15 protein-coding genes and 1 riboswitch are annotated in these 16,688 nt (G+C 66.9%); of the genes, 7 read left to right on the top strand and 8 right to left on the bottom strand.

All coding sequences use genetic code 11. The features are described from left to right. Positions 1-6: 6 nt before the first annotated feature. Complete coding sequence (locus G6N08_RS01740) at positions 7-537, bottom strand: tRNA (cytidine(34)-2'-O)-methyltransferase (protein ID WP_163756526.1); 531 nt, start codon at positions 535-537, stop codon at positions 7-9. A gap of 250 nt (positions 538-787) precedes the next feature. Between G6N08_RS01740 and G6N08_RS01735 the strand changes: the two genes are divergently transcribed. From G6N08_RS01735 to G6N08_RS01720, 4 genes are read left to right on the top strand one after another with little or no spacing between them, the layout of a single operon-like run. Further along, positions 788-3,610 carry a sensor histidine kinase gene (locus G6N08_RS01735; RefSeq protein WP_371868939.1) on the top strand — a complete coding sequence of 941 codons (2,823 nt, stop codon included), beginning with the start codon at positions 788-790 and terminating at the stop codon, positions 3,608-3,610. Further along, complete coding sequence (locus G6N08_RS01730; RefSeq protein ID WP_163753671.1) at positions 3,607-4,014, top strand: serine protease inhibitor; 408 nt, start codon at positions 3,607-3,609, stop codon at positions 4,012-4,014. Before G6N08_RS01735 ends, G6N08_RS01730 begins: the two co-directional genes overlap by 4 nt. A gap of 6 nt (positions 4,015-4,020) precedes the next feature. Further along, a complete protein-coding gene (locus G6N08_RS01725; RefSeq protein WP_163753669.1) occupies positions 4,021-4,395 on the top strand; it encodes a DUF742 domain-containing protein in 375 nt (124 codons plus the stop codon). Beyond that, a complete protein-coding gene (locus tag G6N08_RS01720; protein ID WP_163753667.1) occupies positions 4,376-4,963 on the top strand; it encodes a GTP-binding protein in 588 nt (195 codons plus the stop codon). The genes G6N08_RS01725 and G6N08_RS01720 overlap by 20 nt, the downstream gene beginning before the upstream one ends. 17 nt (positions 4,964-4,980) lie before the next feature. On the opposite strand, the gene G6N08_RS01715 is transcribed toward G6N08_RS01720, so the two are convergent. Together G6N08_RS01715 and G6N08_RS01710 are read right to left on the bottom strand one after the other, a co-directional pair. Next, positions 4,981-7,674 (bottom strand): FHA domain-containing protein, encoded by a 2,694-nt coding sequence (locus tag G6N08_RS01715; RefSeq protein WP_163753665.1) that lies wholly within the window; start codon positions 7,672-7,674, stop codon positions 4,981-4,983. A 169-nt stretch (positions 7,675-7,843) separates the two neighbouring features. Further along, positions 7,844-9,049, bottom strand: coding sequence for an NADH:flavin oxidoreductase (locus G6N08_RS01710; protein ID WP_163753663.1), 1,206 nt, complete (start codon positions 9,047-9,049; stop codon positions 7,844-7,846). A gap of 59 nt (positions 9,050-9,108) precedes the next feature. Between G6N08_RS01710 and G6N08_RS01705 the strand changes: the two genes are divergently transcribed. Continuing rightward, positions 9,109-9,954, top strand: a complete 846-nt coding sequence (locus G6N08_RS01705) for a bifunctional methylenetetrahydrofolate dehydrogenase/methenyltetrahydrofolate cyclohydrolase (protein WP_163753661.1) — start codon at positions 9,109-9,111, stop codon at positions 9,952-9,954. Next, positions 9,951-10,232: a DUF3017 domain-containing protein gene (locus G6N08_RS01700; RefSeq protein WP_163753659.1), complete on the top strand. Its 282-nt coding sequence runs from the start codon at positions 9,951-9,953 to the stop codon at positions 10,230-10,232. Before G6N08_RS01705 ends, G6N08_RS01700 begins: the two co-directional genes overlap by 4 nt. Here the strand turns inward: G6N08_RS01700 and G6N08_RS01695 are convergent. The 4 genes from G6N08_RS01695 to G6N08_RS01680 form a co-directional block, all read right to left on the bottom strand. Continuing rightward, a complete protein-coding gene (locus tag G6N08_RS01695) occupies positions 10,229-10,588 on the bottom strand; it encodes a DUF732 domain-containing protein (protein ID WP_163753658.1) in 360 nt (119 codons plus the stop codon). The two genes, G6N08_RS01700 and G6N08_RS01695, sit on opposite strands and share 4 nt — an antisense overlap. Before the next feature lie 184 nt (positions 10,589-10,772). Then, positions 10,773-11,504, bottom strand: a complete 732-nt coding sequence (locus G6N08_RS01690; RefSeq protein ID WP_163753656.1) for a class I SAM-dependent methyltransferase — start codon at positions 11,502-11,504, stop codon at positions 10,773-10,775. Further along, entirely contained in the window at positions 11,501-12,640 is a 1,140-nt protein-coding gene (metX, locus tag G6N08_RS01685; RefSeq protein ID WP_163753654.1) for a homoserine O-acetyltransferase MetX, read from the bottom strand. The genes G6N08_RS01690 and metX overlap by 4 nt, the downstream gene beginning before the upstream one ends. Positions 12,641-12,652: 12 nt before the next feature. Further along, on the bottom strand, positions 12,653-13,999 hold the full coding sequence (locus G6N08_RS01680) for a bifunctional o-acetylhomoserine/o-acetylserine sulfhydrylase (RefSeq protein ID WP_163756524.1): 1,347 nt from the start codon (positions 13,997-13,999) through the stop codon (positions 12,653-12,655). 174 nt (positions 14,000-14,173) lie between these two features. Then, positions 14,174-14,293: riboswitch (SAM riboswitch) on the bottom strand. A gap of 248 nt (positions 14,294-14,541) precedes the next feature. Here G6N08_RS01680 and G6N08_RS01675 point away from each other — a divergent pair. Continuing rightward, a complete protein-coding gene (locus G6N08_RS01675; protein ID WP_163753652.1) occupies positions 14,542-15,768 on the top strand; it encodes an NADP-dependent isocitrate dehydrogenase in 1,227 nt (408 codons plus the stop codon). On the opposite strand, the gene ephH is transcribed toward G6N08_RS01675, so the two are convergent. Continuing rightward, entirely contained in the window at positions 15,765-16,562 is a 798-nt protein-coding gene (gene ephH, locus G6N08_RS01670) for an epoxide hydrolase EphH (RefSeq protein ID WP_163756522.1), read from the bottom strand. The two genes, G6N08_RS01675 and ephH, sit on opposite strands and share 4 nt — an antisense overlap. Between the last annotated feature and the right edge of the window lie 126 nt (positions 16,563-16,688).

Genomic DNA, 16,688 nt, shown 5'->3' with positions numbered 1-16,688 from the left:
GCATCGTCAGGATCCCGGCCGCGACCACTGGTGTTGTCCCCGGGTGGTGTCCCGGCCCGCGTCCTTAGCCACGGTGAGAGCTCCGGTGAAATTGTGCTGGCGCCACGCCTCGTAGACGGCGATCGCGGCGGCGTTGGACAGGTTCAGCGACCGCCGCCCGGTCAGCATCGGGATGCGCACCCGCTCGGTGATGTGTGTGTCGCCCAGGATCGCCTCGTCCAGGCCGGTGGGTTCGGGCCCGAACATCAACACGTCACCGGCCTGGTAAGCCACCTCGGTGAACAGCGTCGCCGCATGTGTGGTGAACGCGACCACCCGCCGCGGCCCCAGGGTGTTCCACGCGGCTGCCAGTGACGGGTGCACGGTGACCGACGCCAGGTCGTGGTAGTCCAGCCCGGCCCGCCGCAGCTTGGGTTCGGACAGGTCGAAGCCCAGCGGCTCGACCAGATGGAGCTCACAGCCGGTGGCCGCTGCGGTCCGGATGGCATTACCGGTATTGGGTGCGATCCGCGGCGAGTAAAACAGCAGCCGAAACATCATTCGATCATGACAGCTGCCCGCGGGCAGTTTGCCAGGCTCATCGTCGACGGTGGGTGCCCCGCGCCAACGGACTTTGTCTGTTCAGTAAGAATTGTGGCAACCGGGCCCGCGTGCTGTCATACTCGTCGAATTGCCAGGCGTAGATCGCTCGCCTCTCTGCCCTCGGGCGGGCGGATTGAGCAGGAAGTCCTATGAACGACGCGCTGACACTGCGATGGGGAGCGGTCGGTAACACGGCCGCCGCACTGTGACGATGTTTGCTCGCCCGGCTGAGAAGGTCGCGGCGGTACCGGACGAAAAATCGAATATCCCAGAAGCCGGGGCCGCTAAACGCCCGCCGAGCTGGTCGCTGGGCAACTGGCCGGTGCGGTGGAAAGTGGTTGCGATCGCGTTGATTCCGCTGCTGCTGTCGATGGTGTTCGGCGGGATGCGCATCTACAGCGCGGTCGCCGACGCCGGCAAGCTGCGGCTGGCCGCGGACCGTGCCGCGGTGGTCCCGGCGATCACCAAATACATGTCGGCGCTGGACGTCGCTTTGCTGGCGTACTCCACCGGTGGTGATCCCGAGGGTGCGAAGAAAAACTACGAAGCCCGCAAACATGAGCTGCAAACCCGGCTGGCGGAAACCGATGTCGCCCCCGATGTTCGCACCGGGTTGAACACGGTGTTGAACGGTGCTCAGGCCCTGCTGGACAAGGTCGCCGCGAACAGCATCGGTTTGCGGGACCGGGTGACCACCTATGCACCGCTGTTGATGACCGCGCAGAACGCGATCACCGGCTCGGTACGTGTCGACACCGAGCGGATCCGCGCCGAGGCGCAGGGTTTGAGCCGCGCGGTCGGCGCGCGCGGGCAGATGATGATGCAGCAACTCCTGATCACCCGCGGTGCGGACCTTCCCGAGCCGGAGCTGCGTTTTGCGATGATGACCCTGGCGGGCACCGAGCCGTCGACGCTGTTCGCGCTCGGCGAAGTGCTCGGCGTCGGCTCGCCCCAGGCCAAGACGCTGCAACAGCAGATGGTGGACCGGATGGCGATCATGTCCGACCCGGCCACTGTGCTGGTCAACAACCCCCTGCTGCTGCGCTCAATACAAACCACCGACTCGATCGCCGACAAGGTCATCAAAGACACCACGGCCTCGTTGGCCACCTCGGTCCGCGACCAGGCGGCAGCTCGGCGTGACGCTGCCATCCGCGACACCGTCCTGGTGGTGGCCGCCCTCGTGACCGCGCTGGTTGTCGTGTTCCTCGTCGCGCGATCACTGATCCAGCCGCTGCGAGTGCTCCGCGACAGCGCGCTCAAGGTCGCCCACCACGACCTCGAGCGCGAGATCGCCCAGGTGCGCTCCGGCGACGAGCGGCTTCCCGAACCGCTACCGGTGTACACCACCGAGGAAATCGGCCAGGTGGCGCATGCCGTCGACGAGCTGCACACCCAGGCGCTGCTGCTGGCCGGTGACGAAGCACGGTTGCGGCTTTTGGTCAACGAGATGTTCGAGACCATGTCGCGGCGAAACCGCTCCTTGGTCGACCAGCAACTGGCGCTGATCGACCGGTTGGAGCGCAACGAAGACGATCCGGAACGGCTCGACAGCCTGTTCCGGCTCGACCACCTGGCTGCCCGGATGCGCCGCAACGGCGCCAACCTGCTGGTACTGGCCGGTGCGCAGATATCGCGTGAGCAGCGCGAACCGATGCCGCTGTCGGCGGTAGTCAACGCCGCGGCGTCCGAGGTGGAAGATTATCGCCGGGTCGAAACCGTGCGGCTACCCGGCTGCACCGTCACCGGCGCCGCGGTGGGTGACGTTGTCCATCTTCTCGCGGAGTTGATCGACAACGCGCTGCGTTATTCGCCGCCGACTTCGCCGGTGCATATCTCGGCGGTCCGCCGCCAGGATGGGGGTGTCCTGCTGCAGATCGTCGACGCCGGGCTGGGTATGACCGACGGCGACCGGCGCGTGGCCAATATGCGGCTGCGCGCCGGCGGTGAGGTCATCCCCGACAACGCGCGTCATATGGGCCTTTTTGTGGTCGGCCGGCTCGCCGACAAGCACGGCCTGCGGGTGCGGCTGCGTGGTTCGGCGGCCAACCAGCCCGGGTCCGGGACGACAGCCGAGGTCTATCTGCCCCCGGCCGTCCTCGCCGAACGCCCCACCGACAGCCGCGGCATCCCGCGGGCACCCGTGGCCTACACCGCGACGGTCGAGCAGCAGACACGTTCGCCCGACGCGCCGCCGGCGACAACATCCGCTTCCGCGTCCCCGTCCGCGTCGGAGCGTAACGGGTCGCACCCGCCGCTCACGGTGTTACCGCGCCGTGAGCCGGGGTCCAGCGGTATCACCGACATTCCGGTCCGGCCCACGGCAGCCGGTCACTCAGTTGAGCGGCCGCGGCACCGCCGTGAGCTCCCGAAGCCGTGGTGGGAAAAGCCGACCGAACACCCGGCGGAAAAGGCGGCCCCCCAACAGGTTTCGGATACATCCGAATTTTTCTCGGCCCGGTCACGAGTCGGCGGCACGACAGCTCCGCTGCCTCAGGATGCTGAGAAGACCGCTGCCCGCTCCGGTGACGCGGCGGCCGCAGACTGCGAGCACACCTTCCCACCCCCGCCGCCGCAATCCTCCGCCGAGGACCTGATCTACCAGCGGATGCTCTCCGAATACCTGGTCGATCCGCACGAACTGGCCCGAAGCGCTGACCTGGACTGGAAATCGGTGTGGGATCGCGGCTGGTCGGCGGCGGCCGAAGCCGAAAACGTTCCCGTGCAGACCCACACCGACCACGGTCTGCCGGTGCGCGAGCCCGGTGCCCGGCTGGTGCCCGGCACGGCCGCATCGGAGCCCGCGCCGCCGGCCGGCCTCAACGGGACCGCGCAGCACCGGGCCGAGCAGAAACCAGCGGACCAGCTAGCATCGAACGGCGGATTTCGCGCCGACAGCCAGCCCCAGCACGCGGCGCGGGTACGCGACCCTGATGCGGTGCGCGCCTCCATGAGCAGTCATTTCGGCGGCGTGCGTGCGGGCCGGTCGCATGCCCGCGAGACGAAACAAGGACCCGATCAGCAATGAGCTACCCGTCGTCTGACAACTCGCTGGACTGGCTGGTGTCCAATTTCGTGCGCGACGTACCTGGGGTGTCACATGCGGTTCTGGTGTCGGTCGACGGGCTGCTGATCGCCGCCAGTGAGCACCTGCCGCCCGAACGAGCTGACCAGCTGGCCGCGGTGGCGTCCGGGCTGGCCAGTCTCGCGACGGGCGCTGCGCAACTTTTCGAGGGCGGGCAGGTGCTGCAGTCGGTGATCGAGATGCAGAACGGCTATCTGCTGTTGATGGGGGTCGGCGACGGTTCACAGCTGGCGACGCTGGCCGCGACGTCATGTGATATCGGTCAGATCGGCTACGAGATGGCCATCCTGGTCGAACGGGTGGGCAGTATTGTGCAGTCGTCCCGGCGGGCACCGTCACCTTCGTGAGCCGCGATGGGCAAACACGATCCCCCCGAAGCCGGACATGAGGCCAGCCTGGTCCGCCCCTACACGCTGACCGCGGGACGGACGACGACCAGCGTCGATCTTCCCCTGGAAGCTCCGGTGCAAACGCTGCAGTCGGCACTGTTTCACCGCTGGCCCCCCGACGATATGCGCGGCAAGATCATCCAACTGTGTGTCCACAGTCCCTCGGTCGCGGAGATCTCGGCCCGTCTGGACGTTCCGCTGGGTGTGGCGCGGGTCTTGGTCGGTGATCTGGTCACGTCTGGTTATCTTCGGGTGCAGCCGACGTTGACCGACCGCTCCAGCCGCGACGAACGTCGTGAACTTATCGGAAGGACACTGCGTGGCCTACGTGCACTCTGACAGGCGTGGTCCGACCTCGACGAAGATTGTCATCGCGGGCGGCTTCGGTGTCGGGAAGACGACTTTCGTCGGTGCGGTTTCCGAGATCATGCCGTTGCGCACCGAGGCGATGGTCACCGACGCCTCCGTCGGCGTCGACATGCTGGACGCCACCCCGAACAAACGGACCACCACGGTGGCCATGGACTTCGGGCGGATCACGTTAGACGAGGACTTGGTGCTGTACCTGTTCGGCACGCCGGGCCAGCGCCGCTTCTGGTTCATGTGGGACGATTTGGTGCGCGGCGCTATTGGCGCGGTCATCCTGGTCGACTGCCGGCGCCTGCAAGACAGCTTCGCCGCGGTCGACTTCTTTGAGCACCGCAACCTGCCGTTTTTGGTCGCCGTCAATGAATTCGACGGCGCCCCGCGATATCCGGTTGCCGAGGTGCGCGAAGCGCTGGCGCTGCCCGAGCACATCCCAATCATCACCATCGACGCGAGAGACCGCAGGTCTGCCACCGACGCGCTGATCGCGATCAGCGAATATGCGCTGGAAAGCCTTGCCACCGCCCCGCCGCGCCGCTGAGCAGCAGCCGCCGGGTCTCAGCGCTTGAGCCGGATCTTCCACCACACCACGCCGGAATACACCACCGACAACACCGTGAGCATGGCCATATCCAGCAACCAGATGCCGTCGGTGTGTTTCCACAGACCATCCTTGGGAATCTGCGGGACGTGGACCAGATTGGTGAAGTCGATTGTGGAGGCTCCCGCGGCATACCCCCAACGTCCCGGTGTCAACCAGGACAGCTGGTCAAGCCCCACCCGGCCGGTCACCGGGATCATCCCGCCGGAGAGCACCAGCTGGGACATGATCGAGACCACCAGCATCGGCATGATCTGCTCGTTGGATTGCGCCAACGCCGACAGCGCCATGCCGAGAATCGCCGAGGCGACACAGGTCGCGGCGACGGTCACGAAAAGCTCGAAGCTGACGTTGCCGAAAAATAGGGCTTTCGCCGTCGGCGCACCCTTGCCGGCGATCACGATCGCGGTCGCGATCGCCGCCTCAACCGTCGCGAACCCGCTGAATACACAAACCTTGGCCAGCAGGTAGGCCCTGGTCGACAGGCCCACCGCCTGCTCTCTTTGGAAGATCGGGCGCTCCCCGATCAGGTCCCGGATACTCAACGCGGTGCCCATGAACACCGCGCCGATGTTCAGCAGCACCATGATGTACTGCGGTTCGGTCGGTGCCGGACCGGTGGGGCTGGCAGGACCGAGCCCGGGTTTGGGACCCTTGACGGTCAGCGATAGCGCACCGATCAGAAACGGCAGCACCGCCAAAAACACCGTGTACCCGCGGTCGGAGATGACCAGCCGCACCTGGCGGCGCGCAATCGTGGAGAACTGGCGCAACACGTCGGTGCGCGGCGGCTCGCCCAGATCGCCCGGAGCCTCAGCGGTCAGCACCGGTTCTCTGCGCCGTTGTTCCCTTTCCAGGAAGCGGCGATTCGCCTCGTCCGGGTCGGCGCCCACCTGAGCGAAGATGTCGGCCCAGTTGCGGGTGCCAAAAGCGGACTCGATCTGGGCGGGCGGGCCGAAGAACGCCGTTTTACCCCCCGGCGCCACCAGCAGCAGCTGGTCGCAGACGTCGAGGTAGGACACCGAGTGCGTCACCACGAGCACGGTGCGCCCGGCGTCGGCCAGCTGCCGCAACATCAGCATCACCTGCCGGTCCAGCGCCGGGTCCAGGCCGGTGGTCGGCTCGTCGAGAATCAGCAGCGAGGGCCCGGTGAGCAGTTCCAGCGCCACCGAAGCGCGTTTGCGTTGGCCGCCGGAGAGCTTATCCACGCGGGTGCCGGCGTGCTTGGTCAGTTCGAGCTCTTCGAGCACCTGGGCGACGGCCTGGTCGCGGTCTGCCTTGCTGGTGTCCGGCGGCAGGCGCAGCTCAGCGGCATAGCCCAGCGCCTGGCTGACCGTGAGCTGACGGTGGACCACATCGTCCTGCGGCACCATCCCGATCCTGCTGCGCATACTCGCGTATTCGCGGTGGATGTCATGTCCCTCGAATGTGACATTGCCCGCGCTGGGACGCGTATAACCGGCGATAAGCCGCGACAGTGTGGTTTTACCGGCGCCCGAACCGCCGATGATCGCGGTCAGGGTGCCCGGCCGGGCGGTAAACGCGATGTGGTCGAGCAGTTGCTTCCCGTCGACAGTGAAGCAGACACTGTTCACCTCGAGGCCGCCGGTCCGGGCAGCGGCCTCGGTGCGGCGCACCAGAGTGCCCTCGCTGAACACCAGGTCGACGTTGCCGATGGTGACCACATCGCCCTCGTTCAAGATCGCCGACCCGACCCTGACCCCGTTGACGAAGGTTCCGTTGATGCTGCGGGCATCGCGGATCTCGGTGCCCAGCGGCGTGGATACCAAAAAGGCGTGGTGGCGGGAGGCCAGCACATCTTGGATGACGATGTCGTTGTCGGTGGCACGGCCAATCGTGAGCGAGTCGGCCGGTTTCTCCGGCGCCGCCGTGCTGGGCCGCAGCGCCTGGATCATCTTGGTCGCCAGGTTGGACACTTCTGGAGGTTTGGCGGCAGCGGGCGCCATCGCGGTCCGCGGCTGATACGCCGGCGGCGCGGGCGGATGCGGCGCGCTGGGCGCTCGCCAGTTCGTCGGCGCGGGCTGCGGGGAGCTGGCCGGATAGCCGACTGTTCGCTGCCCGCCGGTGCTCGGATACGCCGAAGGCGGCGGCGCCGCGGTGGTAGGCGGCACCGCGGTGGGAGGCGGCGCCGCGGTGGTAGGCGGTGCCGCGGTGGTAGGCGGTGCCGCGGTGGTAGGCGGTGCCGCGCCGGGATGCGGGCGCGGCGGCGGTGGCGGCGCCCACCCCCCGCCCGGCCGCGCGGGCTGGGGCCGCGACGGCGCCGCCCCGGGCTGCAGCACGCGCATCGACTGGGTTCGCGGCGGGCGCCCGGCCATGCCCTCGTGGCGTCCGACCTCGAACGTCAGCTGTGGCCCGTCGGGGTTGCCGATGTTGATGGTTTGGCCGTCGTGGATATCGACCACGGGTACCCGGCGACCGTTGACGAAAGTCCCGTTGAGGGAACCATTGTCGATCGCCAGCCACCGGCCCTGATCGAAACGCAGCAGCAGATGTGCCCGGGAGATCAACGGGTGCGTGATCCGGATGTCGGCGCGCAGATCACGCCCGATGACCACGTCGTGGCCGGCCGCAAATGTGCGCTGGGCACCGTCATAGCGGACGGTCAGCACGGGGGGGGCTGCTTGAGTCATCGCACCAACTGTAGCTGGTTGACCATTGCACCAACTGTATCGGTTGTGGCGCGGCGGGATCCGAACCGCCCACCACAGTGTTCAGCACTGGCACCTGTCTGGTGCGTGGGGTGCCGCGACCGCCGGCCCCGGCTGCCGATGTTTGCTAGACGGTGCGCGGCGGGCATCGTCAGCAGGTGTCCGGTGCTCCGGTGACCACGCAGCGGGTGCGGGTGTAGATCGTCGGCATGCATCGATTGCAATGTATACAGGCCGAGCGGACTGCGCTCCCGCCGGCTTCGGCTTTGATCCGGTTGACCAAGTCCGGTTCGGCCAGCAGGGCCCGGGCCATCGCAACGAACTCGAATCCTTCCGCCATGGCCAGCTCCATCGATTCCCGGTTCGTGATACCGCCCAACAAAATCAGCGGCATCGACAGCTCGGACCGGAACAGGCGGGCCTCACGCAGCAGATAGGTGTCGCGGTAGGGGTAGTGGCGCAGAAAGCGACGGCCGGTCAGGCGCAGACCCCAGCGCACCGGCGGTGTGAACGCGGCGGCGAACTCCCGGACCGGCGCGTCGCCGCGGAACAGATACATCGGGTTGACCAGCGAGCTGCCCGCGGTCAGCTCAAGAGCATCCAAACCGCCGTCGTCCTGCAGCCATTTCGCGGTGGTCAACGCTTCTTCGACCGTGATGCCGCCGCGCACACCGTCGGCCATGTTGAGCTTGGCGGTCACAGCGATTCGCCCGGCGCCGTCCTTTTCCACCGCGCCGCGGACCGCCAGCACCAGAGCGCGGGCGACTTTGGCGCGGTTCTCCAGCGAGCCGCCGAACTCGTCGTCACGGCGATTGATCAGGGGGCTCAGAAACGAACTGGCCAGATAGTTGTGGCCCAAATGGATTTCGACGGCGTCAAAACCGGCGTCGATGGCGAGCCGGGCCGCGTTGGCGTGGGCGGCGATGACCTCGTCGATGTCGTCGCGGGTCGCTTTTCTGGCGAACCGCATCGCGATCGGGTTGAAAAACCGCACCGGCGCCAGTGCCGCGGCCTTGTTGGAGCGGGCGTCGGCCACCGGGCCGGCGTGCCCGATCTGTGCGCTCACCGCCGCGCCCTCGGCGTGGACGGCCTCGGTGAGCCGGCGCAGTCCCGGCACGGCCTCGGGGCGCATCCAGATCTGATTGCCGGCTGTACGCCCGCCGGGGGAGACTGCGCAATACGCGACGGTCGTCATACCGACCCCCCCGGCAGCCGGCAGCCGGTGGTAGGTGATCAGGTCCTCGGTCACCAGCGCGTCGGGGGTGCGCGCCTCGAATGTCGCGGCCTTGATGATGCGGTTGCGCAGTATCACCGGACCGAGCTTGGCCGGGGCGAACACGTCTGGGATGGCCGGCATAGCAGCAGCCTACGGTGGCGGGCACCACGGTCAGCCGGGCAGGTGTCAGACTGTCAGGCGTGGCTGCTATCACGCTGGACGGCAAGGCCACCCGCGATGAGATCTTCGTTGACCTCAAGCGGCGGGTGGCCGCATTGACCGCATCGGGGCGCACACCGGGTCTGGGCACCATTCTGGTCGGCGACGACCCCGGGTCGCAGACCTATGTCCGGGGTAAACACGCCGACTCGGCCGCAGTGGGAATCACCTCGATCCGCCGCGATCTGCCCGCCGACATCAGCCAGGCCAAGCTCAACGACACCATCGACGAGCTGAACGCCAACCCGGACTGCACCGGCTACATTGTGCAGTTGCCGCTGCCGAAGCATCTCGACGAAAATGCCGCATTGGAGCGCATCGACCCGGCCAAGGATGTCGACGGTCTGCACCCGACGAACCTGGGCCGGCTGGTGCTCGGCACGCCCGGGCCGCTGCCGTGCACGGCGCGGGGCATCGTTCATTTGCTGCGGCGCTATGACGTTGAGATCGCCGGCGCGCATGTGGTCATCATCGGCCGCGGGGTCACGGTAGGCCGCCCACTGGGCCTGTTGTTGTCGCGCCGCTCGGAGAACGCCACGGTGACGTTGTGCCACACCAGAACTCGCGATCTTGCCGCGTTGACCAAACAGGCTGACATCATCGTGGCTGCGGTCGGTGTGCCCCACCTGCTGACCGCTGCCATGGTGCGTCCCGGCGCCGCGGTCATCGACGTCGGCGTCAGCCGCACCGATGACGGGCTCGTCGGCGACGTGCACCCCGATGTGTGGCAGGTCGCCGGTTATGTGTCCCCGAATCCCGGCGGTGTCGGGCCGCTGACCCGCGCGTTTTTACTGACCAATGTTGTCGAGCTGGCCGAGCAGCGATGAGTGTGCGTGACGTCATCCGCTCGCAGTGGCCGATCCTGGTGGTCGGGCTGATCTTCGCCGCGGGGTTCGCGCTGGCGGCGGCGAATTTTTGGCGCCGCGGCGCACTGCTGATCGGTATCGGCGTGGGCGTGGCGGCGGCCCTGCGGCTCGCGTTGTCCGAGCAGCGGGCGGGCCTACTGGCGGTTCGCAGCAAGGGAATTGACTTCGTCACGATGGCGACGGTCGCCGCCGCGGTGGTATACATCGCGTGGACCATCGACCCGCTGGGAACCCGCTAAATACCCGGTGCGCCGGGCAGCTGCGGAACAGTGGGCACCTCGCCGTGAGCCAGTGACTGCATCATCGACGGACAGTACATCGATATCGCGATGCTGGTGAACATGTCTGCCATTGCCGGGGATATCCCGTCTTTGCCGGCAATACTTGACGCGGCGGCGGCGAACGTCCCGCCCGGCTGGGCCAGCATCGGGCAAATGGACTGCCCGAGTGCGGCCGTGCCCGCGGGGTCTTGGTAGTCGACCCCCGCGCTGTTCAACGCGCCCAGGAACTGATCGTCGATCGCGTCCGCCCGGGCCGGCGCCGCCATGGCCGCCGCAACGCCCAGACCGGCGGTCACCGCCACCGCGATCCGCATGAGACAGTTATGGGACGCCACCGCCGACCGCTCCTCACCGCTATCTGTTCGGGCTTTCCACGAACTGTGCTGCACGGCGGTCACGCGGACAGCACGGGGGGGTAAAAGTTTGCGCACAGTTCCCTGGACGGCTCCCGTCACGTCCCGATCACCCCGGCGCCGCGCCTGCCGGCGCTGGCGCAGGTCAGCGCAGCGTGGCGCGCACGCACACCGTGATGTAGGGCAGCGCCAGGCCGGTGCGGTGCGCCAGCGCCGGGTGAGTCGCCAACAGCTCGCGCACCCGTTCCAGGGTTTGGGCGCGCACGTGATCCGGTGAGGTGATGCAGTAGCTGCGTGACGCCACCAAGTCAATAAGGGCTTGCGGTGTCAAGTAATTCGTCCATTCCACGCGGTGGTGTTCCACATCGCGGAACGGTTCCGGCAGTACCACGCGATCGCGGACGGGGTCGCCGTCGCTGCCGATAATCCGCCCCAGCTCGCGCACCCAGCCCAGCCGCTCATCGCGGGTATTCCACACCAGACCCAGCCGCCCACCGGGCCGCAGCACCCGCACCACCTCGGGAACAGCGCGCGCCGGGTCGAACCAGTGCCACGCCTGCGCAACCAGGACGGCGTCGACGCTGCTGTCCGGCAACGGAATCTCTTCTGCGGTGCCCAACAACGCCGCGGTGTCCGGCAACGAGCTGCGCAGCACTTCGAGCATCTCCGGAATCGGGTCGACCGCCGCCACGTTCAAGCCGCGTTCGACCAGCCGGGTGGTCAACTTCCCGGTTCCGGCGCCCAGGTCGAGCACATCACACGCCCCGGCCGGCAGCAGCCAGTCGATCACCTCCGGCGGGTATGACGGACGGCCACGTTCATAGGCAGCCGCCTCCGCGCCAAACGACAACGAGCGCACCTGCCGGGAGCCGGTCACCGCGGACGCGCACCCTCGGCAGCAGCTAGTTTCAGTGTCTGCCGGATCAACTCGCCGACGGCCTCGGATTCCACCAGGAAACCGTCATGGCCGTAGATGGACTCGACGACGTGTAGGCCACCACATCCGGGTAACAGGTCGGCCAGCTCCTCCTGCAGACGCAACGGGTAGAGCCGGTCAGAGGTGATGCCCGCGACCACCGCCGGCACCGGGCAGCTGCGCAGCGCGGCGGCCACCCCGCCCCTGCCGCGGCCGACGTCGTGGCTGTTGAGCGCCTCGGTCAACACCACATAGGTTCCAGCGTCAAACCGCGACACCAGCTTTCGGCCTTGGTATTCGAGGTAACTTTGCACCGCGTAGCGTCCGCCGGTCAGCGGGTTTTCGTCACCTTGCGGGTTGTTGGCAAACCGGGTGTCCAGCTCGAGCTCCCCGCGGTAGGTCAGATGCGCGATCCGGCGCGCGATCTGAAGTCCGTCGTCAGGTGCTCGCCCGGTGCCGTGGTAGTCACCACCCTGCCAATTCGGGTCGGCCTTGATGGCCGCGATCTGGGTGGTTTGCGTGCCGATCTGGTCGGCGGTGGCTCGCGCGCCGACGGCCAACAGCAACGCCGAGCGGACCCTGTCAGGGTGACTGACGATCCATTCCAGCGCGCGCGCGCCACCCATCGACCCGCCGACAACGGCGGCGACGTCGGTGATGCCGAGCGCGGCGAGCGCGGCCACGTCCGCCTCCACCTGGTCGCGCACGGTAATCCGGGGAAACCTTGAGCCCCAGGGCTTTCCGTCACGGGCCAGCGAGCTGGGCCCGGTTGAGCCGCGGCAGCCGCCCAGGACATTGGTGGCCACCGCGCACCAGCGGGTGGTGTCGATCGGCGCACCCGGCCCGGCTACCCCGTCCCACCAGCCCGGGGTGGGGTGCCCGGGGCCGGCCGGCCCGGTGATGTGTGAATCGCCGGTCAGCGCATGCAATACCACCACGACGTTGTCACGCGCGGGCGACAACGTGCCCCAACGCTGCACGGCGATACAGACATCATCGATCACCGCACCGCTTTCCAGCGTCAGCGCGCCGATGTCGACCAGTCCGACCTCGCCCTCGGCGGGCAGGGTCTGGGTTGGTGCGTCGGAGATCGTCACGCCAGAGCTCCTTTAAAACGCCGCCGCGGCCAGATCGGTGTGGGCGGAGCGGTGCGCCCGGGCGGCGGCGAAGCCGAGTTCGAGATCGGCCAGGATGTCGTCGATACCTTCCAGGCCGACGGCCAGCCGGATCAACCCGGGGCCCACACCGGTGGCACGCTGTTCGGCGGGGCTCAGCTGGGAATGCGTCGTCGACGCAGGGTGAATCACCAGCGACCGCACATCGCCGATGTTTGCCACATGGCTGTGTAGCCGCAGGGCGTTGACGAACGCTTTTCCAGCCTCCACACCACCGGCGAGCTCGAATGCCAGCACAGCTCCGGTTCCCCTGGGCGCCAGCCTTTGTGCCCGCTCATACCATGGTGATCCGGGCAGCCCTGCGTAATTGACCGACAGCACGTCGGGGTGGTTGGAGAGGAACGCGGCGACCCGGCGCGCGTTGGCGACATGCCTTTCCATGCGCAGGCTCAGGGTTTCCAGACCTTGGGCCACCAGAAACGCGTTGAACGGCGAAGCCGCCGAACCGTAATCGCGCAGCAGCTGCACCCGGGCCTTGGTCACAAACGCCGACGGACCGAGTTCGGCGTAGACCACCCCGTGGTAACTGGGGTCGGGTGTGGTGAATCCCGGGAACCGGCCCTGCGTCCAATCGAAACTGCCGCCCTCGACAATCACCCCGGCGATCGCCGTGCCGTGCCCGCCCAGGTACTTGGTCGCCGAATGCACCACGATGTCGGCGCCCTGGGTGATCGGCTGGATCAGATAGGGGGTGGCGATGGTGTTGTCGACGATCAGCGGCACACCGTTCTCGTGAGCGACCGCCGACACTCCCGGCGTGTCGAGGATATCGATCTGGGGGTTGGAAATGGTCTCACCGAAAAACGCTTTGGTGTTGGGTCTCACCGCCGCCCGCCACGAGTCCGGATCGTCGGGATCATCGACAAAGCTGACGTCGATGCCGAGCTTGGGCAGCGAATGGCGGAACAGGTTGTAGGTGCCGCCATAGAGCCGTGGGCTGGATACGATGTGGTCGCCGCTGCCGGCCAGGTTGAGGATCGCGAAGGTTTCCGCGGCCTGCCCGGACGCCACGAACAGGGCCGCGGCGCCGCGTTCCAGCGCGGCGACCCGCCGTTCAACGACCTCAGTGGTCGGGTTGCCGATCCGCGTGTAGATATTGCCCGGAATCTGAAGACCGAACAGGGCCGCGGCCTGAGCGGTGTCGTCGAAGGTGTAGGACGTGGTCGCATAGATCGGCAGTGCACGTGCCTTCGTCGCCGCGTCCGGCTGCTGGCCGGCATGGATTTGTGTGGTCTCGAACGACCAGTGCGCAGTCGGGTCGGTGTTGTCCTCAGAGCTCATCGGGATGCTTTCTGCTGGAAGTCGGACGGCTGTGCGGTGTTCGCAGCCGCTGTTGACGTCATCGGTGATGACGTCAACCGGCGACATGTGTTCAGCGACACCAACACATGGCGGGCCAGCCCAAATAGGCGCGCATCAGGTTTCCCTGTCTACTCCGGGGGGCCCGTCATGGCGGACCCGCGCTTGCCGCGTAGCCGGTGGTGGCTACTCAACCTGGTCATCACCCGGGGCACCCCACCGCGGTTGGAGGGTTGCCGACCAGCAAGCCGGGGCTTGGCGCTGGCGCTCATGACCGATAGACAGCCTATCGTATGACGCCGGCCGGATGCCAGCCGGGATCGGGCCGGCGGTGACGCGCTGAGCGCCGCCCCGGGGCCGCGCATCGTTACCGGTGAGTAGACATAACAGCGCCACGCTCGGCTGCTGGCGGCGGAATCGCTGCTTGTAGTCTGGCCAGCGAGTGACGAAGCGCGACAGCTTCGGGTGGCCGATCACACGCGCTCACAAGGCGCTGATCATTGCGGAGGAGGACGGGGGCTCACATGTCCGGCGGATCCAAGATCAAAGTCGCAGGCACGGTGGTGGAGCTTGACGGCGACGAGATGACACGGGTCATCTGGAAGCTCATCAAAGACATGCTCATCTTTCCGCACCTTGACATCAACCTGGAGTATTACGACCTGGGCATCGAGCATCGCGACGCCACCGACGACCAGGTGACGATCGACGCAGCGTATGCCATCAAGAAACGCGGCGTCGGCGTCAAGTGCGCAACGATCACCCCCGACGAGGCGCGCGTGCAGGAGTTCAACCTCAAGAAGATGTGGCCGTCACCGAACGGAACAATTCGCAACATCTTGGGGGGCACCATATTCCGCGAACCCATCATCATTTCGAATGTGCCGCGGCTGGTGCCGGGCTGGACCAAGCCAATCGTCATCGGCCGGCATGCTTTCGGTGACCAGTACCGGGCAACCAATTTCAAGGTCGACCGGCCCGGCACAGTCACGTTGACCTTCACCCCGCACGACGGCGGCGAGCCGATCGTGCACGAAATGGTGGACATCCCCGAAGACGGCGGTGTGGTGATGGGGATGTACAACTTCAAGCAGTCCATCCAGGATTTTGCGCGTGCCACGTTCGCTTATGGGCTGCAAGAAAACTACCCGGTGTATTTGTCGACGAAAAACACCATCCTCAAGGCCTACGACGGCATGTTCAAAGACGAGTTCCAGCGTATCTACGACGAGGAGTTCAAGGACAAATTCGAGGCCGCCGGGCTCACCTACGAGCATCGATTGATCGACGATATGGTGGCCGCCTGCCTGAAATGGGAGGGCGGTTATGTCTGGGCCTGCAAGAACTACGACGGCGACGTTCAGTCCGACACGGTTGCGCAGGGCTATGGTTCACTGGGGCTGATGACCTCGGTACTGATGACCGCGGACGGCAAGACGGTTGAGGCCGAGGCTGCGCACGGCACCGTCACCCGGCATTTCCGCCAGTATCAGGCGGGAAAACCGACGTCCACCAACCCGATCGCTTCGATTTTCGCCTGGACACGTGGACTTCAGCACCGCGGCAAGCTCGACAACACTCCCGAGGTGATCGATTTCGCCGAGAAATTGGAGCAGGTCGTGATCGGCACGGTCGAGGGCGGGCAGATGACCAAGGACTTGGCTGTGCTCATCGGGCCGGATCAGCCCTGGCTCAATACCGAGGAGTTCCTCGGCTCAATCGCGGACAACCTGAAAAAAGCGCTCGGCTAGCTCACCTGCGCGCCGACCGCCCGGCTCGGCTGCGTGTGCCGGTCAACGAAGTCGGCGATGAGCGCGGCGACTCGTCCCGGCGCCTCGAACATCGGAATATGCCCGGCACCGTCCAGCACGGTCACCGTCGTTCCCTCGGGCAGGTGACGGGTGAAATGCCCGCTGAACCTGCGCGGAGGCAGCACCCGGTCCTTTTCGCACCACACCAGATGCGTCGGCGTCGCGGTGCGGCCCAAATCCACCAGGCCCGGCAGCAGCAACGACTTGGCGAGCAGCTGGAAATAGGCGGGGCAGCGCACCAGGTCGTCGAGGACAGCGCTGAGTTCGCGTTCGCTCACCCCGTGCGGTGATCCGCTGATCGGCAAGGTGCCAATGCGGCGGCTGGCCGGCAGCACCAATATCCGCGGACCCAGCCAGCGGGCCAGCACCCAGACCGGTAAGCCGCCGGCGAACTTGCCGATGACCTCGAATTTGGTCAGGCTCCACCGCGTCCAGCCCCCGGCGGGTGCGATCGCGGTGACGGTGCGCGCCCGTCCGCGGCTTTCCAGCTCGAACGCCACCCAGCCGCCCAGCGAGTTGCCGACGAAATGAGCGGTATTCCAGCCCAGCTCGTCAAGTTGTCGTTCGACGTGGTCGGCCAGGACTGCAGGGCTGAGGAACCGGGTTCCGCTCGGCGGGCCGCCATGGTGGCCCGCCATCGTCGGGGCGAACACCTCATAGCGGCCGGTGTCGGCCAACTGCTCGGCCACGGTTTCCCAGACCATCTGCGACATCAGGAATGGGTGCAGCAGCACAATAGGCTCCCCGGCACCCCGGTGGATCGGCGCCCGCGCCCACGGCGCCGGGGAGTGGGCGCAACGCACACGCGGGGAGCCGAGCAGACCCATGGCGCCGACACTAGGGCCGATACCGCCGGTACC

Source organism: Mycobacterium botniense (genome assembly GCF_010723305.1).
Taxonomy (GTDB): domain Bacteria; phylum Actinomycetota; class Actinomycetes; order Mycobacteriales; family Mycobacteriaceae; genus Mycobacterium; species Mycobacterium botniense.
Note: the sequence above shows the minus strand (reverse complement) of the source record. Positions and strands in the feature narration are given on the sequence as shown.

Excerpts from the sequence above, each read along its gene's own strand:
- G6N08_RS01725 (WP_163753669.1), top strand. The coding sequence starts at position 4,021 with ATGGGCAAACACGATCCCCCCGAAGCCGGACATGAGGCCAGCCTGGTC.
- G6N08_RS01695 (WP_163753658.1), bottom strand. The coding sequence starts at position 10,588 with ATGCGGATCGCGGTGGCGGTGACCGCCGGTCTGGGCGTTGCGGCGGCC.
- G6N08_RS01700 (WP_163753659.1), top strand. The coding sequence starts at position 9,951 with ATGAGTGTGCGTGACGTCATCCGCTCGCAGTGGCCGATCCTGGTGGTC.
- G6N08_RS01710 (WP_163753663.1), bottom strand. The coding sequence starts at position 9,049 with ATGCCGGCCATCCCAGACGTGTTCGCCCCGGCCAAGCTCGGTCCGGTG.
- G6N08_RS01715 (WP_163753665.1), bottom strand. The coding sequence starts at position 7,674 with ATGACTCAAGCAGCCCCCCCCGTGCTGACCGTCCGCTATGACGGTGCC.
- G6N08_RS01680 (WP_163756524.1), bottom strand. The coding sequence starts at position 13,999 with ATGAGCTCTGAGGACAACACCGACCCGACTGCGCACTGGTCGTTCGAG.
- G6N08_RS01740 (WP_163756526.1), bottom strand. The coding sequence starts at position 537 with ATGTTTCGGCTGCTGTTTTACTCGCCGCGGATCGCACCCAATACCGGT.
- G6N08_RS01730 (WP_163753671.1), top strand. The coding sequence starts at position 3,607 with ATGAGCTACCCGTCGTCTGACAACTCGCTGGACTGGCTGGTGTCCAAT.
- G6N08_RS01675 (WP_163753652.1), top strand. The coding sequence starts at position 14,542 with ATGTCCGGCGGATCCAAGATCAAAGTCGCAGGCACGGTGGTGGAGCTT.